Raw genomic sequence first — 21,427 nt, 5'->3', positions numbered from 1 at the left:
GCTTCTGATCGAGCTCTACCTGGCACTCGCTGCGCTGGTGCTGGGTTGGCGCCGGCGGAGGTGGAGGTGGAGGAGGATCTTTCTTCTTTTCTTCGCTCATGATGCATGTATCCGAAGTTAGGCCGCCTTGTCATCATTGGCCTTTTTGCCACGCGATTGAATAAATCGAATGAAATCGAGCGCCTCTTCTTGCTGGTCTGGCTTGAGCGTTTCCCAAATTGACCATGGTGCATTAGGGGCGCTCGGATCGCGCATGATCAGATCGGCAGGAGAGCAGTTGAAGGCCTTTGCTGCTTCCTCGAGGAAGTCCTGATCGTATGGCACTTTTCCATTTTCGATCCGTCCATAGTTCTCCCGCGACATGCCGATTCGATCCGCCGCCCTTTGTTGGGTGAGGTTGGCGTTTATGCGCCACTGCTTGATGAAGTGGCGTTGTCGCTGGCGCTTGGGTTTTGGGATCGGTGCCATGTCGCATTGTCTCGCGTTACAGGTCGCGTAGCGACGGCATGGGGTGCACGTTGTGCTTGACATGCACAGTGCATGACATGCACTTTATCGCGTATGAACCTTGCCAATTATCTCGCCGCAAATGAGCTGACCGATGCCGCGTTCGCAGAGCGGATCGGTCGAGAACGTTCGTTTGTTACTCGCCTCCGTACCGGCCGCGCGACACCGAGCTTGGCGACTGTTGCGGCAATTCAGGTTGCAACGAATGGAGCGGTAACGGCGACGGACTTCATGCCCACCATCCTGCCGCCGCCTCCGGCGCCGGGAAATGCCAATCATCATGAGGTGTTGGGATGACCAAGCGCCCGCTTCCAGGAAGCGCGCATGACGCGCTCGACCGCCTGTTCGATGCCATCGGCGAGGCCCATGGAGCCAAGGGCGCGGCCTCCGAGGGGCTCGCCGTCGCCGCCGACTTCCTCGGCGTGTCGCACTGGACGCTGCGCGCCCAGCTGGACCCGGAGAAGAGCGGCTCTGAAATCTCCTATGCCCGCGTGGTGCAGCTGACCCGGCAGTTCGGCTGCACGGCGGGGGCGGAGCATCTGGCGCTATGCGCGGGCGGGGTGTTCATCCCCATGCCTCCCGACAATGAGCCTGCGGCGGTACTGACAGCCGAAGCGATGCAGGAAATGGCCGAGGTGGTGGCGAGGATATTCGCCGCCGTCGCGCCCGCGTCCGAGGGCGGAGTGGCGATTACGCCCCACGAGGCACGCGACGCGCTGCCCCTGGTGCGCGACGTCCTGGTGGCGGTGTCCAACCTCTATTCCCGGCTTTCCGAAAAGGCCCGGTGATGAGCATGGAGGACACCGCCATGACCGCCCTTGCACGTCGCCTGCGCCTTGCCGCGCGGCTTGCGACCTTCAGGCTTTCGCCCGCCGATCTCGATGTGCTGTGCGCGGCCTCGCGCATCGATCGCCGGATATGGCGCAATGCGGCGGCCGGGCGCCCGGTGGGTGCCGACGCGCACATGGCGATTTGTCATGCGGTCGGGGTGACGCCGGTGTCTATTTCCACCCCGCCCGGCATAGCCCCGCGCGGGCCGGTGTGCTGGGCCTCGCTCGGGGCCGGGCTGCGTATGGTGCGCGAGGGACGCGGGCATTCCGCCCGGCGCTGCGCCGCCATCGCCGGGGTGTCGCTGGCCACGGTTTCGCGCTGCGAGAACGGGCATTGCCTGAGCTTCGATTCGTTGGCGCGGCTTGCCGCCTATATCGGGCGGCTTCCGCAGGACTACACCGCGCCCGCCGCGCCGCGCCCGCTGGGCTCTTTGCAGGCCGAGACGGCCGGCGTCACGGGAAACACCCGCTGTAACACCCTGATATCACGAGGTGATTTTGATGACGCCGATAAGTGAGGCCATGGACACCCGCTCTGATGATGACGGGATGGAGACCTTGTGGGCACGGATCCGTGAGGAGCTGCGCGCCGCGATCGGGGCGGAAGACTTCGAGATCTGGTGCCACACGGTGCGCTTTGAGCGGGTGGTGGACGGCGTCGTCCATCTCAGTACACCGACACCCTTCCTGCGCCGGTGGGTGGAGCGGCGCTATGGGAAATGGCTTGCCGCGCGATGGCGCGAGGAGATTGGCATCGCGGGATCAGCGATCATGCTGCGGGACGCGCGCGCGCGGGCTGTGCATGCCGCCCCCGAACCTGTGCCGCCGCCATCACCCCCCTATGGGGCGGCCCTTGTCCCATCCGTCGTGCCCGTGGCGCCCATGGTGCCGGAGATGATGGCGGGGATCGGCGCGCCTCTAGATCCGCGCATGCATCTCGGCGCTCATATTGCGGGAGGGAGCAATGCGCTTGCCCGCGCGGCGATATTCGACCTGGCGCGAGGTGCGCCCCTGGCGCCGCTCTACCTCCATGGCGGCACGGGGCTCGGCAAGAGCCATCTCCTTCAGGGGTGCGCCGCGATGGTGCGGGCGGCGGGGGGCGAGGCGGTCTATCTCACCGCCTCTTCGTTCACGATGGCCGTGGCGGAGGCGGCGAAGCAGGGCAGGCCGGACGCGCTCCACGCGCTGCGCGCGGCGCCGCTCGTGCTGATCGACGATGTGCGGCTGATCACCGGAGCGCTGGCGCGACGGGAATTCGCCGCCTTGATGCGCGCGCGACTGGACGCGGGGATGGCGAGCGCACTCGCCGCCGACTGCGAGCCGGCGGAGCTGGAAGGATATGACGACAGCCTGCTCTCGCGCCTCGGGGGAGCGCTGGTTGCGGAGATCACGCCGATGGAGCGGGAGTTGCGGCTTGCCTATGTCGATGTGCGTCTGCTCCATGTCGCTCCCGATGCCGACCATGACGCGCGCGCCGCGATCTCCGGCTTCATCGCCGAGCATTGCGGCCATGAGGGGCGCCAGCTCGAGGGCGCGGTGAACCGGATCGCCGCGCAGGTGCGGCTGGAAGGGGCGCTTCCGCAGGTGGATGACGCGCGCACCCTGCTGGCGGGGCTGATGCGCGAGACCATCGGGAAGCAGGTGCGGATTGCGGATGTACAGCGCGCCGTGATCCGGCACTACCGCGTCTCGCATGAGGATCTCCTGTCGCAGCGGCGCACCGCCAATGTGGTGCGACCGCGCCAGGTGGCGATGTACCTGACCAAGGAAATGACGCTGCGCTCGCTGCCGGAGATCGGGCGGCTGTTCGGCGGGCGCGACCACACGACGGTGCTGCATGCGGTGCGCAAGGTAGCCGGGCTGGTGGCACGCGACCCTGACCTGCGCGCGGAAGTGGCGAGCCTTCGCCGGACGATCGGGGGCGGGATATGAGCGGACAGGTCTTTACCCGCACCAATCTTCCTCCGCGATTGCTTGCCATGGTCGGCGAGGACCTCGTGACCGGATGCTGGATTTGGCAGGGAGCCACCAGTGGCAGCGGGCGCGGGGGCGGCTATGGCCGCGTCAAATGGCTCGGCGTCACGCAGTCGGTGCACCGGCTGGTGTGGCAGATTTCCGGCGGGCGACCGCTGCGCAAGGGCGAGCAGCTCGACCACGTCTGCGCCGCGCGGCGCTGCTGCAATCCGGCGCATCTGCGGCCGGTGTTCCAGAAGCGCAACATGAAGCTGGCCTATGCGCGTCGCCGCGCACGCCTCGTTGCGGAGGCGGTGTCGTGAGCGATCTTTCCGCCTATCGCCAGTTCCTCGCCGGCAAGGCCTTGCTCGACCCGCCGAGTGGCATTCCCGAGCCGCGCGACCTGCCCGAATGCCTGTTCGACTTCCAGGCGGCGGTGACGGGCTGGGCACTGAAGCGCGGTCGGGCGGCGCTGTTTGCCGGAACCGGGCTCGGAAAGAGCCTGATGGAGCTGGCATGGGCGCAGGCGGTGCACCGCGAGACCGGCGGCGATGTGCTGCACCTCGCCCCGCTCGCCGTCTCTGCCCAGCTCGGGCGCGAGGCGGAGAAGTTCGGCCTGGCAGCACGCGTGGTGCGCGCCGGCCGCGAATGCGAGCCGGGCACCAACATCACCAATTTCCAGAAGCTCGACCATTTCGACACGTCGCGCTTTGCCGGCGTCATCCTCGACGAAAGCTCGATCCTCAAATCCACGGACGGGCATTACCGCACGCGGCTTATCGAGGAATGCGCGGGCATTCCCTTCCGCCTCGCTGCCACGGCGACGCCGGCGCCGAACGACTTCATGGAGCTGGGCAACCACGCCGAATTTCTCGGCGTGATGAGCTACACCGACATGCTCGCCACCTTCTTCACCCATGACGGCGGCGACACCCGCCAGTGGCGCCTGAAGGGGCACGCCGAGGATGCCTTCTGGCACTGGATGGCGAGCTGGGCGGTGATGCTGCGCCGGCCCTCCGACCTCGGATATGAGGATGGCGCCTATCGGCTGCCGCCGCTGCGCCAGTTCGAGCACATGGTGAGCGCGCCGGCGGCGGAAGGCGATTTCGGCCTGTTCGCCCCGGTTGCCGTGACGCTGAAGGACCGGCTTGCCGCCCGCCGGGAGACGGTCGCGCAGCGGATCGCCAAGGCGGCGAGCCTGACGCCTGCCGACCGGCCGTGCGTGTGGTGGTGCAACCTGAACGCCGAGAGCGAGGGGCTGACAGCCATCATTCCCGGGGCGGTCGAGGTGCGCGGCAGCGACGATCCGGACGAGAAGGAACGCAAGCTCGTCGCCTTCTCCGAGGGCCGCATCCGCGTGCTGGTGACCAAGCCCTCGATCGCCGGTTTCGGCATGAACTGGCAGCACTGCGCCGATACCGGCTTCGTCGGCCTGACCGACAGCTTCGAACAGGTCTACCAGTCCATCCGCCGCTTCTGGCGCTTCGGCCAGACGATGCCCGTCAACGTGCACTTCGTGGTCGCCGAGGCCGAGGGTGCGGTGTTGGCGAACCAGCGCCGCAAGGAGGCCGATGCCGAGCGTATGGCGGCGGCAATGGTGCGGCACATGGCCGGCTTCTCCTCCCGCGCGGTGCGTGGGGTCACGCGCGAGCGGGGCGCTTATGCCCCGGCGCTGCGGATGCAACTTCCCGACTGGATCGGAGAGGCCGCATGATCAGGCAAGCGGCCCATAACGTTCGATATATTGGCACAGGATCGCCACGGTCTGCGGAACCGAGCGTCGGCCGTTCTCGTAGTGGCGTACGGCGTCTGACGACGTCCCATCCGACGTCGTCGCTAGACCGAGCGCCCGCGCGGCCTGCGCCTGGGTCAAACCCAGCCGCAGGCGCCATTCCCGGAACTCCGGCGGGCTCAATAGATGATCCGGTAGCTGTGCGCCTGTGTGTCCTGCGCAAACCTGATGGCCATTTCGGCGGCCATTCCGGCACTGGCGAAGACGGCGATCTTTTCGCCGTCGGCGATCAGCGAGAATCCGTCCCGGACCTTGACAATGAAGAACTCGATCATCGCGCGCCTCCTCCGAAGATGATCCTTTTTACTGTGACATTGTCACGGTGTCAATGTGGAGCGACCTCGTGTCTGTGAACCCCGACATACTCGCCGTCGACCAGACGGTGACGGATGCCTATGCGATCTACCAGGGCGACGCCTGCGAGCTGATCCGCGCCATCCCGACGGGAAGCGTGCATTTTGGCGTGCACTCGCCGCCCTTCGAGGGCCTTTACAAGTTCACCAATTTCGACCGCGACCTCTCCAACAGCGAGGGGGCGCAGTTTTGGGAACATTACGCCTTCCTGATCGACGAGCTGCGGCGCGTGACCATGCCCGGCCGGCTGCACAGCGTGCACTGCATGCAGCTTCCGACCAGCAAGATCCGGCACGGGCATATCGGCATGCGCGATTTTCGCGGCGAGATCGTGCGCGCCTATGAGGATGCCGGCTGGATCTACCATTCCGAGGTCTGCATCTGGAAAGACCCGGTGGTGGCGCAGCAGCGCACCAAGTCGATCCGGCTGCTGCACAAGCAGGTCTGCAAGGACTCGGCGCTGAGCGGGCAGGGGCTGGCGGACTATGTGCTGACCTTCCGCAAGCCGGGCGACAACCCCGAGCCGATCGCCGGGCCGTTCGAACGGTTCGTCGGCGCGGGGATCGACCTTTCGCGCGAGGCTTATGCCCGCTGGTGTGCCGGACTGAAGGCGGGACACAGGCCATGGCCTTACGAGACATGGGTGTCGACGCTGATCTGGCAGCGCTACGCCTCGCCGGTGTGGATGGACATCAACCAGACGCGGACGCTGCAGTACCGCGCCGGCCGGGACGGGCAGGACGAGCAGCATATCTCGCCGCTGCAGCTCGACGTGATCGAGCGGTGCATCGAGTTGTGGAGCAACCCGGGCGATACGGTCCTTACGCCCTTCCTTGGCATCGGCTCCGAGGTCTTCTGCGCGGTGCGTGCCGGCCGGCGCGGCATCGGCTTCGAGATCAAGCCCAGCTATTTCGCACAGGCGCGGCGCAACTGCGCCCGGGCGGGTGACGCCGAGGATATCGGCATGCTCGATCCCGGCGGGATGGAGGAAGCGGCGGATCTCGCGGAGGCCGCCGAATGAGCCGCGAACCGCTTCCCGTGCGGCGCTTCTCCGAGAGCCGCGACTTTCTTGCCGCCGGCATGAGCTTTACCGCAACGCTGGGTTTCTATGACGACGGGCGTGTTGGTGAGGTGTTCATCGACGGGCCGAAGGCGGGCTCGGATGCCGAAGTCAACGCTTCGGATGCCGCCGTTCTGCTGTCCATCCTGCTTCAGCATGACATCAGCCCCGCCGTTCTCCGCCGCGGCATGGCGCGCGACGAGGAAGGCCGTCCGCTCGGCCCGATCGGCGCCGTGGTGGACATGTTGGCGGGCGATGGCCAGGAGGCGGCGTGATGGATAATCCTCTCCGTGTCATATCGCTTGGCGCCGGCGTGCAATCGACGACGCTCGCGCTCATGGCTGCGCATGGCGAAATTGGGCCGATGCCGGATTGCGCCATCTTCGCGGACACGCAGGACGAGCCCGCGGAAGTGTACGATCATCTGCAATGGCTCATGTCGCCCAACGTGCTCCCGTTTCCGGTCTATGTGACGACGGCAGGACGGCTTAGCGACAGCCTGTTTCGCGGGGACGATTCCGCCCGTGTGCCCTGTTATGTCGGCGCCGGAGGGCTTTCGAAGCGGCAATGCACGACAAACTTCAAGATAAAGCCAATTCGGCGAAAGATCCGCGAAGTATTGGCAGTTGGGCCGCGCGGCTATGTGCGGGCCGGCACGGTGGAAAGCTGGATCGGCATCTCAACCGACGAGGCCGTGCGCAAGCGCCCTAGCGGCGTGCAGTTTATCATCAATCGGCATCCATTGATCGAGAAGTGGATGTCGCGGCGCGACTGCGTGCTTTGGCTGGAGGCAAATGGCTATCCTGTACCGCCGAAGTCGGCCTGCATCTATTGCGGTTTCCAAGGGAATGTGGGGTGGCGTCGGCGTCGATCCTGTTCGGAGGATTGGGCGCGCGTCATCGCACTCGACGAATGGCTGCGCCTGCCTGATCAGGTCGCTCGCTTCCGGGGCGAACTGTTCCTGCATCCGTCTCGCGAGCCGCTAGCAAGCGCCAACATCGATGCACCCGAAGCGCCGCTCTTTGCCGGCCTCTTTGGTCACGAGTGCGATGGTGCCTGCGGTGTGTAGCTACGAGATCGACTTCGAACTCATGACCGGAAATGCGGTCATGAACATCGCCCTGGTGCCGGATCAGTCTGTGCTCATATCCTCACGGAAGGCGGCCCGCTGATGCCCCGCAAGCTCCTCGTCGCCGATCTTCTCTGCGGTGCCGGCGGTTCATCCACCGGCTGCATCCAGGCTCTGCTCGCGCTCGGCTGGCAACTCGATGACATCGTGCTCGCCTGCGTCAACCACTGGCCGGTCAGCCCGGCATTCCGGGAGGCGGCGGAATGAGTGTCGAGGCGATCACATGGTCGAACAAGCGGCGGGCGGGGTCTGCCGGGGCCAAGCTGGTGCTGCTGGCGCTCGCCAACTATGCCGACGAAGACGGCTATTGCTACCCCTCTCAGGCCACTTTGGCCGACGTGACAGAGATGTCACGGGACAGCATTTCCCGGCATATCAAGACGCTCGAGAGCCTTGGACTACTGGAGCGTGAGCCGCGATTCGACAAGAAGGGGCGCCGCACCACGGACATGGTTCGCCTTCTTCTGACGGCGCAGGGTACCCCGCAAATTGCGGGGGTGGGTACCCCGCAAAAACAGGGGGTACCACCCCCGCAGGAACAGGGGGTACGTACCCCGCAAAAACAGGGGGACTTGAACCATCAGAAAGAACCCTCAAAGGAAAAGACCCCCCAAACCCCCGAGGGGGCCGGGGATGGGTTTTCAAATTCTGACGGGGAAGGGCAGGAGGGTGTGACCCCTGCCGAGGCGTCCGACACCCAGTTCGACGTGCTGTGGGCCCAATATGGCGCCGATCCGGCCGCGAGCCGTACCAAGGCGCTGCGGGCATGGGCAAGGTTGGCCTCGGCCGACCGGGCGCAAGCGCTGGCGATGCTGCCGCGCTTTCTGGACCATTGTCGGGCCGCCAGGCGCAGGATCTGCGATCCCTCGACCTATCTGGCGGAGCGGCGCTGGGAGGCGATGGCCAGCCTGCCGGCGCCGGCCGCCAAGGCCGACGAGGCGCCGAAGCGGACGGCGGAGACCGATCCGGTCCGCAAGGCGGTGATGTGGGTGCTCAATGCGACCACCAAGACCGACTGGCACTTCGTCGAGGAGGAGTCTGACGCGTGGGAGGCGTGGCGTTGCGCCTTTATCGCCGCTGGCTTCGGCCTTCGCTGGACGCGGGGGCGCCACCTTCAGGTGCAGGACGAGTTTGGCCGGTGGACGCTTTCCGCCGCGCCGGGCCGGACCTTCCCGCAACGCTATCCGCCGAAGGCGGGCAACGGCGACGGCGCTTCCGACGCCACCGGCCCGCCGGACGATCGGCCGAGCGCGGAAGAGATCGAGAAGTACATGGGCAGCGGCGGATAGGAGCGGGGCGATGGCAAGGCGAGGCAGGCCGAGGAAGGCGGGGAAGAGGACGGCATCGGGCCAGCTCTCCCGTTCGACGGTTGCGATCCTGGAACGCTCAGAGCGAGAGGTGGTGATGGCGCAGCCGCACCGGGCGGTTCTGCCCGAAGACTGCCGGATGGACCAGCGCGCGGGAACCGAGATCGGGCGCATGTTCCTGCTCGGCCGGATCTCCGAAGCCAAGTATTGGGCTGCCGAGCGCTGGCAGTCGATCATCACGCAGTTCCATGTTGTGTTGGCCACACCGATGGTTGGCGGCAGTTCCCTGGGGCGCATGGTGGCGCCAGGCATCGGTCAGGACGAGGCGTCCGGTAATAGCGAGCGGCCCGAAACCGAAGAGGAGATGCACGACCGCGTGCTTGCGCAGCATGGCGCCGCTATGCGCGTCCTGCGCGATATCGACCATGCGCCGCTGGTGTTCATGGCTTTGGAGCATGTCGTGTTGAAGGGTCTCCCGGCATCGGCGAAGCAGGTCGAGCGACTCAATCAAGGGCTATCGGCCCTGTGCAGGCTTTGGAAGATGGATGAGGACGGCGCGGGATATCCACAGAGGGCAGGAACCCGGAAGACGGCCCACAGCAAGGCGCCGTGGCCGTATGACGAGAAAGAGGTGAAAATCGTCTACGCCGACGATTGACCAATATGGCCGGATGCGGGCTATAGTCAGCGCACGAAATGAGATTGTCGGAGATGTGCCCGGAGCGGAGACGCTGCCGGGCATTGTCGTATCCGGAGGTTGGCATGGCGCGATTGAGCACTCTGCCGCCGCGCCTCTCGTCCCTTCCTTCTCGCCTCGCCGTGCAGTCGCATACAGGTCCCGACCGTGATCGGCTGCGTGCCGCGTTGGCGCCATGGCGCGCCTGGTACAAGACGGCACGTTGGCGCGCCCTGCGGCTATCGGTGTTCTCCCGTGACCTCTTCACCTGCCAGATGGCGGGTTGCGGCAAGGTCGAGGGCAATACCTCAAAGCTCGTCTGCGATCACGTCCGCCAGCACCGTGGCGACGAGGCGCTATTCTGGGATGAACGCAACCTGCAAACCCTCTGCAAGCCCTGCCATGATCGGGTGAAGCAGGCCGAGGAGCGCCGGTCCGGCCTCTGATGCCTCGCCACCGGGAGGGGGGGGTAAAAAGTCCCAATAGCCCCTCGCGTACGTACCCGCGCCCCCCTCATTCAGAGATTTTTTCCTCATGGCTGACGATTTTTCGGGGCAGGCGGCGGAGGTCGACCTGTTCGGCCTCCCGGTGCGCCCGATCCGTGATCGGCGCGGGCGGCCCTCATTCAGGAAAGATAAGGATAATCAAGACTTTGTATCGGTTCGCGTGGCGGCCGGGTGGACGCAGAAGGCAATCGCTGACGACATGGGGATCGACGAGAAGACGCTGCGGAAACATTTTTCCCGCGAGCTTGAGGGCGGTCGCCTGTTCGTCGAGGGGTTAGTGCTGGATGTGCTGCTGAAGCAGGTACGCGAGGGGCGTGCCGCCAGCATCCGCCAGCTTCGCGAGGTGCTCGCCGATGCCGGTCCACAGGCGCCACGGTCGCGCGGCAAGATGCAGACCGAAGACGACGAGGACGACGCGGCCAAGGCCGTACCGCTCGGCAAGAAAGAGCAGCGCCTGCAGGACGCACAGGATGTGCCGGCGGATTATGGCGACATCTTCGAGAAAATGGACCGGCGGCACTGATGGGTGATGTTGTGTTCGCCTGCCCCGACTGGTTCGAGAAGCTGAAGCGCGGCGAGACACCAATTCCGGCGCTGCCGCTCGACGAGGTGGCGGCGGATTGCGCAGTCGCGCTGTTCAACAAGCTTCGCGTGCCGGACGTGAAGGGCATGCCGACCATGGCGGACGCGGCCGGCGAATGGATGCGCGACATTGTTCGCGTCGCCTTCGGCTCGCTTGATCCTGAAACCGGCAAGCGTTTCGTCGGCGAGATCTTCAACCTGGTGCCGAAGAAGAACGGCAAGACCACGAACGCCGCTACGCTCGGTCTAATCTGGCTGATGATGAACCGGCGCCCGAACGTCGACGGCATGATCGTCGGCCCGACGCAGGAGGTGGCGGAGAAGTGCTTCGAGCAGGCAAGCCTCATGATCGGCGCCGACGAGTACCTCAAGCGCCGCTTCCGGGTGATCGACCACAAGAAGACGATCATCGACCAGCACGTCGACCCGGCAACCGGTGTCAAGCGCAACGCGAAGCTGAAGATCAAGAGCTTCGATCCGAAGGTGGTCACCGGCTCGATCCCCGCCTTCGCGATCCTCGACGAACTGCACGCCATGGCGCACAGCAGCTTCGCGAGCCGCGTCATCGGACAGATCCGCGGCGGTATGGTTACCAACGATGAAAGCCTGCTGATCATCATCACGACGCAGTCGGAAGTTCCGCCCTTCGGCGTATTCAAGGATGAACTCGACTACGCGCGGAAGGTTCGCAGCGGGGAAGTTACCGAGGACGTGCGCATGCTGCCGATCCTCTACGAGTTTCCCGAGGAGATGCAGGTCGCTGAAGACAAGCCGTGGAACGATCCTACCAACTGGCCCCTTGTGCTGCCCAATCTCGGCCGCTCGCTCACGCTCGACAGGTTGCAGAAAGAGTGGCGAACGGCTCAGGCCAAGGGTGAAGGCGCCGCGCGGGAGTGGGCATCGCAGCACCTCAACGTGCAGGTCGGCATGGCGATGCATGGCGGTCGCTGGGTCGGGGCCGACTATTGGGAGGCGGCTGCCGATCAGGCGATCACGCTCGACTACATCAAGAAACATTCCGACGTCGTCGTCGCCGGCGGCGATGTCGGCGGCCTTGACGATCTGTGGGGTCTCGCCGTGCTCGGCCGGCACAAGGTCACACGGCACTGGATGCTGTGGGCAAAGGCATGGGCACAGCCGATCGTGCTGGAGCGGCACAAAGAGATTGCCGAGCGCCTGCGCGACTTTGAGAAGGCCGGAGACCTTGTCATCTGCGAGCGTGTCACGCAGGACGCGGAAGAGGCGGCAGCAATCATCGTCGATCTGCGAGACAAGGGGCTGCTACCCGAAAAGGGCGGCATCGGCCTCGACCCGGCGGGCGTGCCGGCGCTGCTCGAGGAGCTGGCGATGTACGAGATCGGCGAGCCCTGCACCGCAGCCGTCAGTCAGGGCTATCGCCTCTCGTCGGCGATCTTCGGTACCGAGCGCAAGCTCGCGGACGGAACGCTCAAGCATTGCGGCTCCAGCCTGCTGACCTGGTGCGTCGGCAACATTCAAGCCGAGGCACGCGGCAGTAACGTCTATCTCACGAAGCGCACCGCCAGCTCCAAGATCGACGTGGTGATGGCCGCCTTCAACGCGATCGAGATGATGAGCCGCAACCCGTCGGCTGCCGGCGGATCCCTTGACGACTACCTCAAGAGCATGGCGGTGGCATCGTGAAGCTGCTTCGGAAAGCTGCCGCCTATCTGGTGAGGCCGTTCGGGCTGCGCGACCTGGGCCTGCCGGGTCGGGGCGAAGATGCCCTCCCGGCCGGAGAGAGTATAACGGCAGATAATGTTCTCGCGCTGTCGACGGCATGGGCTTGCGTCAACCTGCTCGCCGGCACGATTTCGGCACTACCCATAGACCTGAAGATGGCAGGAAATGGCGGGGCCGTCGAAGAGGCGCCAGATCATCCGCTCCAGCGCGTTCTTCGCGAGAGCCCCAATGCCGACCAGACGCCGATCGACTTCTGGGAATTCATGTGCATCAGCCTCGAATTGTGGGGCAATGCCTATGCCAGGATCGAAAGGAACGGCGCCAAGATCATCTCACTCGTACCGATCCGTCCGGACCTGGTGACTGTTCGTCGCACGCGCGAGGGCACTCTCGAATATCGCTGGAGCGAAGAGGGATATTCGTATGTCGAGCCCGCCGAGCGTGTCTTTCATGTGCGCGGCTTTGGCGGCGATGCTCTTGGTGGCATGTCCACACTTGCACACGGACGAAACACCTTCGGCGTCGCTCAGGCAATCGACCGCGCCGCCCGCTCGACCTTCCGGAACGGGCTACACCCGACGATCGCTTTCAAATTCGGAAAGTTTCTGAGCCCAGAACAGAGGGCATTGGTCGAACTGGATATGGTCGAGCGCTATCAAGGCGCGCGGAATGCCGGCCGCCCGATCCGCCTTGAGGGCGACGTGGGGATCGAGAAATTGTCGATCAATCCCGAAGACGCGCAGATGCTCGAAAGCCGGGCATTCTCGGTAGAGGAGATCTGCCGTATCTTCGGCGTTCCGCCCTTCATGGTTGGCCACACCGTCAAGTCTACCAGTTGGGGATCTGGTCTTGAGCAACAGGTGCTAGCCTTTCAGAAGTTCACGCTTCGTCGCCGGCTTAAGAAGATCGAGCAGGCCATTCGCAAGCAACTGCTGAGCTCCGACGATAAGGCTAAGGGCGTAACTGTTTCATTCAACCTAGAGGCGCTATTGCGTGGCGATTCATCGGCGCGCGCGGCCTTCTATACGTCGATGCTTGGGGCGGGCGTCATGACGATTAATGAGGTGCGAGCGCTTGAGGGGCTTGCGCCAGTCGCCGGCGGAGACGTGCCCCGCATGCAGGTGCAGAACCAGCCGATCACCAATGCCCGCGGCATAGGCGATAATGGCGGCCCGCTACTCGACGATGAAACCGATCAGGACGAAGCGGCCTGATGGCGCGCAGCCTCGCTTATGCGGAGGTCTTCATGACCCAGACTTATGACTACGTGCTCGATACCAAGTCGATCGGCTCTGAAGGCGAATTCGAAGGGCATGCTTCGACCTTCGGCAACGTCGATCAGGGCGGCGATGTCGTCGAGCCTGGCGCCTTTATCGAGAGCATTGTGCGCTCCAAGAAAGAGGGGCGCACGATTCCAATGCTCTGGCAGCACAAGCAGGATGAGCCAATCGGCATCTGGACCGATATCGCCGAAGACGCGAAGGGTCTTTATGTGCGAGGTCAGCTCATTCTAGACGGCGATCCCGTCGCGCAGCGGGCCTATGGAAAGCTCAAGGCCAAAGCGCTCGGCGGCATGTCGATCGGCTACCGGATCCCGCCGGGTGGCATCATCGAAGATGACAAGCGCCCAGGTGTCAGTCGGTTGAAGACGATCGACCTACGCGAGATTTCGCTCGTGACCATGCCGATGAATATCCAGGCGCGCATCACAAGCGTGAAGGCCGAAGTGGCTGAAGCGATCGAGAGATTGAAGGCCGGGGACCGGCTTTCCGAACGCGAGTGGGAACGGTTGCTGAAGGCGGAGCCATTCGGCCTTTCCAACTCACAGGCTGAGCGCGCCGTGCGCATCAACCTGAAGCGTGGTCAGGGGGATCCTGACGGCACGGCGACCAATGGGGCCGATTTCCTGCGAGCACTGCTCACGGGCGGCTGATCCCCCGACAATCAAAGGAATATCACTATGCAGATCCATACCCGTCTCGCGGGCGGTGTCGCGCGCCTTGTCGCCGACCGTCAAGGCCTTCCCGTCATCTGCTTCGAACCGCCGAACGACCAGGGCACCAAGAGTGCCGAGCAGCTTGCCGGCGAGGTGAAGACCCTTTTCCAGAAGTCCCTCGACCAGGTGAAGGAGGTTGCCGAAAAGGCACTCTCCGAGGCCGGCAAGGGCATCGATATGACCAATTCCGTCAAGGAAAAGACGGACGATGCCCTGATCAAGATGAATAGCCTTATGGAGCAGGTCGCCGACTACGAGCAAAAGCTCGCGGCTGCCCGGCGCGGCGGCGAGCCTGACAAAGAAAAGTCGATCGGCGACCTGTTTGTCGAAGACCAGAAGGTGAAGGACTTCCTTGGATCTGCACAGCCGCGCGGTCGCGTCGACATGCAGGCCAAGGCAACGATCACCTCGGCGACCACCGATACTGCCGGCTCCGCCGGCGCGGCGCGCGTCGATACCCGTCTGCCGGGGATCGTCGCGCCGCCGGATCGGCGCATGACCGTCCGCGACCTGATCACGCCTGGTCGCATGGACGGCAACGCGCTGGAGTACGTCAAGGAAACCGGGTTCACCAACAATGCAGGAATGGTGGCGGAAGCGGCTGCAAAGCCGCAGTCTGATATCAAGCTGGCGCTGGTGACGACCACGGCGAAGGTGATTGCCCATCACTCCAAGGCCTCTCGCCAGATCCTCGACGACGTCGCGCAGATTTCCTCCTACATCGACGGTCGGCTGCGTTATGGGCTCGCCTTCAAGGAGGAGGGGCAGCTTCTCAACGGCGACGGCACGGGGCAGAACCTGCTCGGTATCATCCCGCAGGCGAGCGCCTTTGCCGCTCCGATCACCCTTACCGACCCGACCAGTATCGACCTGATGCGCCTCGCCATGCTGCAGGCAGTGCTGGCGGAATACCCGGCGACTGGCCATATCATGAACCCGATCGATTGGGCGTGGGTTGAGACGCTGAAGGACACTACGGGTCGCTACATCATTGGCAATCCGCAGGGTGCAATCGCCCCGACGCTGTGGGGGCTTCCGGTGGTGCAGACACAGGCAATGGCGGTCGATAAGTACCTTACGGGTGCTTTCCGTCTTGGTGCGCAGATCTTCGATCGCTGGCTCGCCCGCGTCGAGATCGCGACCGAGAACGAAGACGACTTCATCAAGAACCTGATCACGATGCTCTGCGAGGAGCGCCTGGCACTCGCTGTCTATCGGCCTGAGGCATTCGTGTATGGCGATTTCGGGCGCGTCGCCTGATCCGTCACCTGATCTTCCTCTAGGGGCCGGCGGCCTGCGCCGGCCTTCCCTTCAACTGGGAGACCGAAAATCATGAAGACCTACAAGGTACTTCGGGCGCACGAAGGTGATCGCTTCTACAAAGCCGGCGAAACCCGCCACCTTGACCAGACCGAAGCTAGCCATCTGGTCGCACTGAAGGTGCTTGAGGAACACACGGCCGATGCCGCCGCCCTCAAGCCGGAAGAGATGACCAAGGGCGAGCTGGTCGAACACATCCTCGCCGAGGGACGCAGGGATTTGGAAGGCCGGAGCCTCGAAGAGCTGCGGGACGCGGTTGCATACCGCGAGAAAGCGCTCACCAATTCCAGCGATACCGAGGGCGAGGGTGAACCCGCCCATGGGCCGCGCGGTGAGCCGCCGCCGACTGAGAAGGCGGAACCGCCAGCCAAGAACAAGGCGGAGCCGGCGCCGAAAAACAAGGGTGAGTGACATGCGAGCCGTCATCATCGATCCGCCCGGCGAGCTTTTCCCTATCGCTGACGTGAAGGCACATCTTCGCGTCGATGGTGGCGATGATGACGGCTATCTTGAGGGACTCGTCGCCGCCGCAGCCGGGTGGATAGGCGGTCCGGCCGGGTGGCTCGGCAGATCGTTGGGTATGCAGACGCTTGAGGTGACCGGACGATGTTTCGATGACCGGGGCCTCGGTGTCATCATGCTTCCCGCCCGGCCGGTCGCGGAGGTGGTTGCGGTCTCCTATGTCGACACGAGCGGCGTAGAGCGCGCGATAGAACCGGAGCAATACCGACTTATCGGTGATATCGGCATCAATCCCGTTCCGGGCTTCACATGGCCTTCCACCGCCGACGTGCCAGAGGCCGTGCGCATTCGTTACAAGGCGGGCTATGAGGCCGGCCATATTCCCGCGCCGATCCGGTTGGCGATCCTCATGCTGGTTGGCCAGTGGTACGGGAATCGAGAGGCGGCGAGCAACAGGCCACAAGTCGAGCTTCCCTTCGCAGTCGAAGCATTGCTGATGCCGTTCAAGGTGCTGGCATGACGCGTGCCGGCGATCTGAACAAGCGCGCGCGCTTCGAGCGGTCGACCCCCGCGCCTGATGGGGCGGGGGGAAACGTTCTGGTGTGGTCGGAGCTGATCACAGTCTGGGCGCAGTTCTCGCCCGAGCGCGCACGCGAGCGGCTGCAGGCCGGGCGGCTGGCCAGCATGTTCGGTGGCGTCGTGCGCATCCGTTCCTCGCAGGCCACACGGGAGATCACGCAGAAGGACCGGGTGGTGCTGGATGGCGTGATCTACAACATCCGTTCCGTGGCCAACCCGGACCAACGCCACGACATGCTGGAAATGGGCGTCGAGGCCGATGGCACAAATTGAGTTTGCTGTCCGCGTCAAGTTCTCTTGGCGGGTGAAGCCTCTGCTATGGGCACTTACATGGACGGCGCCCATCATCAACCTGGTTGATAGGCGTGAACGCACGTTGGGCTGGGTTGTGGATTTCATCGTCGCCCATGGCACCCGGTGCACGTTCGATGGCGCTTAAGGCCAGGATGATCGGCCGCGATGCGCTGCTGAAGAAGATCCGCGAGGTCGTGCCGAATGCCGAGGTGGAGTACGCCAAGGCGATCGAGATCGGCGCCAAGGAGCTTGCGGAGGCGATCCGCGCGCGGGCGCCAAGAAAGACGGGCAAGTATGCGGCCTCGATCGAGGCCGGGAAAATCGCCGGGCGTAATGACGGCCGCGCTCCCATTGGGATCCAGCGGACCAAGGATCCTCATGCCTGGGGAATCTTCGCGGATTTCAGGTGGCGGTTTATCGAGTTCGGCACCAAGGGGCACATCATAAAGCCAAATAAAGCGCGGCGGCTGGCGTTCACGGCTTCCGACGGGACGCAGGTCTACGCCGCGCGGGTGAAGCACCCCGGATCGACCAGGCGCCCGCATATCTTCCCGACCTATCGTGGGATGAGCAAACGCATCCGCTCGCGCGTCGCGCGGGCGATCAACAAATCGCTCAAGAAGACCTTCGGGAAATAGCGATGTCGGACGGATCATGGGACCTGCAGAAGGCGGTCTATGAGGTGCTCGCCGGGGGCGCGTCGCCGGCTGTCGGCGTGCCGGTACTGGCGGACGCGCCGCAGGACACGCCGGTGCCCTATGTCGAACTCGGCGACAGCGACACCGTGCCTGACGATGTGCAGTGCGTGAGCGGGCTCGAGGAAACGATCACCCTGCATGTGTGGACATCCGGCGGCAGCCGCCTGCAGGCCAAGGAGATCATTTCGGATATCCGGCTGGCGCTGCATCTCAAGGATCTCGCGGTGAGCGGCCGGCACGGCGCCCATGCCGTGATCACCGCGACCCGCCTCTATGCCGACGGCGACAATGACGAGTTCGTTCATGGCGTCGTCACCCTACGCGTCAACCACTACGGCCCGGAGGAGGGCTGATCATGTCTCTCGAAAATGCCCGCGAACTCTATATCAAGCGCTCCAATGGCGACTCGCCCGAGACCTTCTCGACGGTATGCGGCGTGCGCACCCGCTCGCTGCAGATGTCGAATGCTCAGATCGACACTACCATTCCCGATTGCGACGACCCTTCCGCCCCCATCGTGGCGACGGCGGCGCCGGGGCGGCAGACCCTGACCTTCAGCGGCGACGGGCTGTTTGTCAGTTCCGATAGCGGGGTGGCGGTCGCGGATGATGCGCGACTGCAGCGGGTGACCAACTACCAGATCCGGGTGGTCGGATACGGCGTGTTCGAGGGTCCCTTCATGGTGGCCGATTTCGAGCTCAGCGGCGACATGGAGGAAAAGATGGCGTTCTCCGCCACCTGGGTTCCGACCGACGCCGGGACACTGACGTTCACGGCGGAAGCGTGATGCCGGCGTATAACAGCGAAAAGGGCGAAGTTCCGCTCGAGATCGGCGGCGTCGAACTGGTCATCGCCGCCACCATGGGCGGGCTGGCGCAGGTGTCGTCGAAACTCGGATGCCAGAGTTTCGGCGAGCTTTACATGAAGCTCGCCAATGTCGAGATCAATGCGCTCCTCGCCGGGGTGGAATGCCTGACGGTCCGCGGGGATGTGGGCAAGGCGATGAAGGCGCTCACCCTGAGAGACCTGCCGGCCTGCAAGACGGCGTTTCTGGCCGCGATGATGCTGCACGCGGATACCCCCGAGGGAAACGCGGAAGCCGCCGGGGAGAGCATGGGCCAATCCCCTGGCGGCGCTGGCAGCAATTCGCCTTCGGCGCCCTCGGATGGCCGCCCGCCGTCTTCTGGGCCGCGACCCTGAACGAGTTTTTCGCCGCGCATGACGGATGGTGCGAGGTAAACGGCATCAAGAAACGCATCGATCCACCGTCGCGTGAGCGGCTGGAAGAACTGCAGCGCAGGTATGGCTAGATGGCTACCGATATTGAACAGATGGTGCTCAGCATCAGCGCCGACACCCGCTCGGCGGTGCGCGCGCTGAAGAAGTTCGGCGTCGATGTGAACAACGTCGCGAACGACAGCGAGAAGGCCTTCACCCGCCCAGAGAAGCAGGTGGAGCGGCTCGGCCACGCGATGGGTAAAAGCTCGGTGCAGACCGCGAACCTGGCTGCCCAGTTTCAGGATATCGCTGTGCAGCTTCAGTCCGGCACCTCTCCTTTCACGGTTGCGCTCCAGCAGGGGACGCAGATCTCGGCGGCGCTCGGTGGCGGACAGGGTGGGCTGGGAGGTACGGTCAAGGCGCTTGGCGCGGCGTTCCTGTCGGTCGTCAGCCCGGTGTCGCTGGCGACCATCGCCCTGATCACCCTTGGCGGCGTCGGGGTGCAGTATCTTACCAGCCTGTCGAGCGGGACCAAGGATCTCGACGAGACGCTGAAAGAGCATAAGGCGCTGATATCGAGCATCAAGGAGGCTTATGGCGATGCCGCCGCCGGGTTGGAGCAGTATTCCCGGCAGAGCAGTGATGTCCTCGCGACGCAGGCCCGCGCCTCGGTGGCGCAGCTGGCGGCCTCGCTACAAAGCGAGGTCGAATCGGTGTTGAGGGATCTTGGCGGGCGTATTGGCTCGCATGGGCAGAGCCTGTTCAAGGTCGACGCCGAGTTCGCCCCGTTCCGGGATGCAATCATCGAGCTGCGCAAGACGGCGCGCGAGGGTGAGCCTGATATCGCCGCCTTTCGGCGCTCGGTGGCTGCTATCGCCAATGCGGACCCGACAAACAAGGCCTTGCAGGAACTGGCCGCCCGAGTGCTGGATCTGACAGGCGATGCCGACAGGGCTGGCGGCGCCCTTGATGCCATGCGGCGCGGTCTCGATGCAATCACCGGCTCGGCCTCGGTCGGGGCGCAGGCGATACAGGACTACCGGGCGGCGATCGAGGACCTGTCGAAGATCGCCCTTCCCGACCTGTCGCCGCGCCAGCAGGCCGATGCGGCTTTCGCTCAGGCCATGTTCACGGCGCCCGATGCGGCGGCGCGCAAATCGGCCGAAGAGACCTATGCCGCCAGCCTCACGCGCATCAATACGGAGGAGCAGAAGCTCGCCGACGAGCGCGCCAAGCGGGAAGCAACACGCGCGGCGAAGCGCGGCGCGAGATCTACCGAGCGGGATCAGGAACGGATCAATCAGGTCATCGACGGGCTGACATTCGAGGCCGAGCAACTGGGCCGGACGGCGCGCGAGCAGGAGATTTACAATGCGGTGGCTGCCGCCGGCGTCGATATCACGTCGCAATATGGGCAGCAGATCGCGGGCCTCGCCGGCCACCTCTACGACATGCAGGCCGCGCAGCAGCAGGCGATCCAGCAGATGGACGAGATGCGCTCGCGGGCCTCCAATGTGCTGTCAGGATTTTCCCAGGATATCCGCAACGGTGTCGATGCCGCCGATGCACTGAAAAACGCCCTCGGGAGGGTGCTGGATTCGGTGATCGACATCGGCCTCCAGAGTGCCGTGACAAACCTCTTCGGTAAATCGGGAACGGCGGATGCCGGTCTTCTCGGCGGGCTGTTCTCGGGCCTGTTCGGCCGCGCCGGCGGCGGTCCGGTGCAGGGAGGGCAGGCCTATACGGTAGGCGAGCGCGGGCCGGAGACATTTATTCCCAACGTCTCCGGCCGCATCGCCCCGAACCATGCGCGCGGCCAATCCTCCGAAACCTTTGCCCCGGTGTATCAGATCGACGCGCGCGGCTCTCAGATGAGCGAGCAGCAGTTCCGCCGCATCCTCGACGAGAACAACAGGCGCGTTGTGGCCCAGGTACGCGGCGGTGTGTCCGGGTGGGTATCTGAAGATCAGGTGAGATCCGGGGCACAGAGGGGAACGGGGTAAGCATGGTGGAGGCTACCGCCTGAAATCCTCCTGTCTCGCCTTTAGTTCCTCTGCTGTTGGCGGTGGCGGGGGTTCGCGAAACTCAATGTTGCAGCCCTTGGACACGGATGCTGCCTTGAGTGACTCCATCTCGCCTTTCAGCCGCGCCAGTTCATAACTGGCCTGATCATCGCCACGGACGAGGAATGCAGCAGGCCAGAAAACGACAATGGCTGCCGTTGTCGCAATGGCATCGCTGGTAGCCTTGTTGTTCTGAATATCGGTCAGGGGCAACAGCCGGTCGGAAACCCGCGTGGCTTCGGCGGCGATCTGTTCACAGTCATAGTTTTCATAAGGTATAGGCGAGACATAGGCCGAAGTGATCTGCGATGCCGGCTTGGCGCATGCTCCTGCGGCAAGCATTGCTGCCACGGCAACTTTTGTAATTGATTTCATCCCGCTTCCCCGGTCATTTCCATGC

Annotated in this window: 31 protein-coding genes; 27 read left to right on the top strand and 4 right to left on the bottom strand. The window is 64.4% G+C overall.

Annotated features, from left to right (window positions below; all coding sequences use genetic code 11):
- Window positions 1-117 precede the first annotated feature (117 nt).
- On the bottom strand, window positions 118-468 hold the full coding sequence (locus G3A50_RS02275; RefSeq protein WP_210255204.1) for a helix-turn-helix domain-containing protein: 351 nt from the start codon (window positions 466-468) through the stop codon (window positions 118-120).
- Between the two features lie 93 nt (window positions 469-561).
- Between G3A50_RS02275 and G3A50_RS02270 the strand changes: the two genes are divergently transcribed.
- The 6 genes from G3A50_RS02270 to G3A50_RS02245 are packed head-to-tail and all read left to right on the top strand — an operon-like array spanning window position 562 to window position 5,004.
- Window positions 562-804 carry a helix-turn-helix domain-containing protein gene (locus G3A50_RS02270; protein ID WP_246252053.1) on the top strand — a complete coding sequence of 81 codons (243 nt, stop codon included), beginning with the start codon at window positions 562-564 and terminating at the stop codon, window positions 802-804.
- The gene (locus G3A50_RS02265) at window positions 801-1,295 is read left to right on the top strand and encodes a phage regulatory CII family protein (protein ID WP_163073717.1); all 495 of its coding nucleotides are present in this window, start codon (window positions 801-803) and stop codon (window positions 1,293-1,295) included. Before G3A50_RS02270 ends, G3A50_RS02265 begins: the two co-directional genes overlap by 4 nt.
- A gap of 20 nt (window positions 1,296-1,315) precedes the next feature.
- Window positions 1,316-1,855 carry a helix-turn-helix domain-containing protein gene (locus G3A50_RS02260; protein ID WP_246252052.1) on the top strand — a complete coding sequence of 180 codons (540 nt, stop codon included), beginning with the start codon at window positions 1,316-1,318 and terminating at the stop codon, window positions 1,853-1,855.
- On the top strand, window positions 1,839-3,269 hold the full coding sequence (locus tag G3A50_RS02255) for a helix-turn-helix domain-containing protein (protein WP_163073715.1): 1,431 nt from the start codon (window positions 1,839-1,841) through the stop codon (window positions 3,267-3,269). Before G3A50_RS02260 ends, G3A50_RS02255 begins: the two co-directional genes overlap by 17 nt.
- Window positions 3,266-3,613, top strand: coding sequence for an HNH endonuclease (locus G3A50_RS02250; RefSeq protein WP_163073713.1), 348 nt, complete (start codon window positions 3,266-3,268; stop codon window positions 3,611-3,613). Before G3A50_RS02255 ends, G3A50_RS02250 begins: the two co-directional genes overlap by 4 nt.
- Complete coding sequence (locus G3A50_RS02245) at window positions 3,610-5,004, top strand: DEAD/DEAH box helicase (protein WP_163073711.1); 1,395 nt, start codon at window positions 3,610-3,612, stop codon at window positions 5,002-5,004. Before G3A50_RS02250 ends, G3A50_RS02245 begins: the two co-directional genes overlap by 4 nt.
- Here G3A50_RS02245 and G3A50_RS22960 read toward each other — a convergent pair whose 3' ends face one another.
- A complete protein-coding gene (locus G3A50_RS22960; protein ID WP_163073709.1) occupies window positions 5,005-5,205 on the bottom strand; it encodes a helix-turn-helix domain-containing protein in 201 nt (66 codons plus the stop codon).
- Window positions 5,202-5,357 (bottom strand): hypothetical protein, encoded by a 156-nt coding sequence (locus G3A50_RS02235; protein WP_163073707.1) that lies wholly within the window; start codon window positions 5,355-5,357, stop codon window positions 5,202-5,204. Before G3A50_RS02235 ends, G3A50_RS22960 begins: the two co-directional genes overlap by 4 nt.
- A gap of 68 nt (window positions 5,358-5,425) precedes the next feature.
- On the opposite strand from G3A50_RS02235, the gene G3A50_RS02230 reads away from it, so the two are divergent.
- The 21 genes from G3A50_RS02230 to G3A50_RS02135 all read left to right on the top strand — a co-directional run bounded on the left by G3A50_RS02230 (window position 5,426) and on the right by G3A50_RS02135 (window position 20,967).
- Window positions 5,426-6,457 carry a DNA-methyltransferase gene (locus tag G3A50_RS02230; RefSeq protein ID WP_246252049.1) on the top strand — a complete coding sequence of 344 codons (1,032 nt, stop codon included), beginning with the start codon at window positions 5,426-5,428 and terminating at the stop codon, window positions 6,455-6,457.
- Window positions 6,454-6,771, top strand: a complete 318-nt coding sequence (locus G3A50_RS02225; protein WP_163073703.1) for a TSCPD domain-containing protein — start codon at window positions 6,454-6,456, stop codon at window positions 6,769-6,771. The genes G3A50_RS02230 and G3A50_RS02225 overlap by 4 nt, the downstream gene beginning before the upstream one ends.
- Window positions 6,771-7,565 carry a hypothetical protein gene (locus G3A50_RS02220; RefSeq protein WP_210255203.1) on the top strand — a complete coding sequence of 265 codons (795 nt, stop codon included), beginning with the start codon at window positions 6,771-6,773 and terminating at the stop codon, window positions 7,563-7,565. The genes G3A50_RS02225 and G3A50_RS02220 overlap by 1 nt, the downstream gene beginning before the upstream one ends.
- 102 nt (window positions 7,566-7,667) lie before the next feature.
- Window positions 7,668-7,832 (top strand): hypothetical protein, encoded by a 165-nt coding sequence (locus tag G3A50_RS02215; RefSeq protein ID WP_163073701.1) that lies wholly within the window; start codon window positions 7,668-7,670, stop codon window positions 7,830-7,832.
- Window positions 7,829-8,914, top strand: a complete 1,086-nt coding sequence (locus G3A50_RS02210) for a helix-turn-helix domain-containing protein (protein ID WP_163073699.1) — start codon at window positions 7,829-7,831, stop codon at window positions 8,912-8,914. Before G3A50_RS02215 ends, G3A50_RS02210 begins: the two co-directional genes overlap by 4 nt.
- 115 nt (window positions 8,915-9,029) lie before the next feature.
- On the top strand, window positions 9,030-9,590 hold the full coding sequence (locus tag G3A50_RS02205; protein ID WP_163073697.1) for a hypothetical protein: 561 nt from the start codon (window positions 9,030-9,032) through the stop codon (window positions 9,588-9,590).
- A gap of 104 nt (window positions 9,591-9,694) precedes the next feature.
- A complete protein-coding gene (locus G3A50_RS02200) occupies window positions 9,695-10,054 on the top strand; it encodes an HNH endonuclease (protein WP_163073695.1) in 360 nt (119 codons plus the stop codon).
- A gap of 88 nt (window positions 10,055-10,142) precedes the next feature.
- The gene (locus tag G3A50_RS02195; protein ID WP_163073693.1) at window positions 10,143-10,637 is read left to right on the top strand and encodes a hypothetical protein; all 495 of its coding nucleotides are present in this window, start codon (window positions 10,143-10,145) and stop codon (window positions 10,635-10,637) included.
- Entirely contained in the window at window positions 10,637-12,358 is a 1,722-nt protein-coding gene (locus G3A50_RS02190) for a terminase large subunit (RefSeq protein WP_163073691.1), read from the top strand. Before G3A50_RS02195 ends, G3A50_RS02190 begins: the two co-directional genes overlap by 1 nt.
- Window positions 12,355-13,611: a phage portal protein gene (locus G3A50_RS02185; RefSeq protein ID WP_246252045.1), complete on the top strand. Its 1,257-nt coding sequence runs from the start codon at window positions 12,355-12,357 to the stop codon at window positions 13,609-13,611. The genes G3A50_RS02190 and G3A50_RS02185 overlap by 4 nt, the downstream gene beginning before the upstream one ends.
- Window positions 13,611-14,330 carry an HK97 family phage prohead protease gene (locus G3A50_RS02180; RefSeq protein WP_210255202.1) on the top strand — a complete coding sequence of 240 codons (720 nt, stop codon included), beginning with the start codon at window positions 13,611-13,613 and terminating at the stop codon, window positions 14,328-14,330. Before G3A50_RS02185 ends, G3A50_RS02180 begins: the two co-directional genes overlap by 1 nt.
- A 27-nt stretch (window positions 14,331-14,357) precedes the next feature.
- Window positions 14,358-15,653 carry a phage major capsid protein gene (locus G3A50_RS02175; RefSeq protein WP_163073689.1) on the top strand — a complete coding sequence of 432 codons (1,296 nt, stop codon included), beginning with the start codon at window positions 14,358-14,360 and terminating at the stop codon, window positions 15,651-15,653.
- 72 nt (window positions 15,654-15,725) lie between these two features.
- Window positions 15,726-16,124, top strand: a complete 399-nt coding sequence (locus G3A50_RS02170; protein ID WP_163073687.1) for a hypothetical protein — start codon at window positions 15,726-15,728, stop codon at window positions 16,122-16,124.
- A gap of 1 nt (window position 16,125) precedes the next feature.
- Window positions 16,126-16,695, top strand: coding sequence for a head-tail connector protein (locus tag G3A50_RS02165; RefSeq protein WP_163073685.1), 570 nt, complete (start codon window positions 16,126-16,128; stop codon window positions 16,693-16,695).
- Window positions 16,692-17,027 (top strand): phage head closure protein, encoded by a 336-nt coding sequence (locus G3A50_RS02160; RefSeq protein ID WP_163073683.1) that lies wholly within the window; start codon window positions 16,692-16,694, stop codon window positions 17,025-17,027. The genes G3A50_RS02165 and G3A50_RS02160 overlap by 4 nt, the downstream gene beginning before the upstream one ends.
- 92 nt (window positions 17,028-17,119) lie before the next feature.
- Complete coding sequence (locus tag G3A50_RS02155; RefSeq protein WP_246252537.1) at window positions 17,120-17,686, top strand: HK97 gp10 family phage protein; 567 nt, start codon at window positions 17,120-17,122, stop codon at window positions 17,684-17,686.
- Window positions 17,687-17,688: 2 nt separating this feature from the next.
- On the top strand, window positions 17,689-18,099 hold the full coding sequence (locus tag G3A50_RS02150) for a DUF3168 domain-containing protein (RefSeq protein WP_163073679.1): 411 nt from the start codon (window positions 17,689-17,691) through the stop codon (window positions 18,097-18,099).
- A gap of 2 nt (window positions 18,100-18,101) precedes the next feature.
- The gene (locus tag G3A50_RS02145; RefSeq protein ID WP_163073677.1) at window positions 18,102-18,533 is read left to right on the top strand and encodes a phage tail tube protein; all 432 of its coding nucleotides are present in this window, start codon (window positions 18,102-18,104) and stop codon (window positions 18,531-18,533) included.
- On the top strand, window positions 18,533-18,946 hold the full coding sequence (locus G3A50_RS22495; RefSeq protein ID WP_246252043.1) for a hypothetical protein: 414 nt from the start codon (window positions 18,533-18,535) through the stop codon (window positions 18,944-18,946). Before G3A50_RS02145 ends, G3A50_RS22495 begins: the two co-directional genes overlap by 1 nt.
- Window positions 18,868-19,056, top strand: coding sequence for a phage tail assembly chaperone (locus G3A50_RS22955; RefSeq protein WP_425483491.1), 189 nt, complete (start codon window positions 18,868-18,870; stop codon window positions 19,054-19,056). The genes G3A50_RS22495 and G3A50_RS22955 overlap by 79 nt, the downstream gene beginning before the upstream one ends.
- On the top strand, window positions 19,057-20,967 hold the full coding sequence (locus G3A50_RS02135) for a phage tail length tape measure family protein (RefSeq protein WP_163073673.1): 1,911 nt from the start codon (window positions 19,057-19,059) through the stop codon (window positions 20,965-20,967).
- A gap of 12 nt (window positions 20,968-20,979) precedes the next feature.
- On the opposite strand, the gene G3A50_RS02130 is transcribed toward G3A50_RS02135, so the two are convergent.
- A complete protein-coding gene (locus G3A50_RS02130) occupies window positions 20,980-21,402 on the bottom strand; it encodes a hypothetical protein (protein ID WP_163073671.1) in 423 nt (140 codons plus the stop codon).
- Window positions 21,403-21,427 lie beyond the last annotated feature (25 nt).

This window comes from Ancylobacter pratisalsi, from assembly GCF_010669125.1.
Lineage (GTDB): Bacteria > Pseudomonadota > Alphaproteobacteria > Rhizobiales > Xanthobacteraceae > Ancylobacter > Ancylobacter pratisalsi.
Note: the sequence above shows the minus strand (reverse complement) of the source record. Positions and strands in the feature narration are given on the sequence as shown.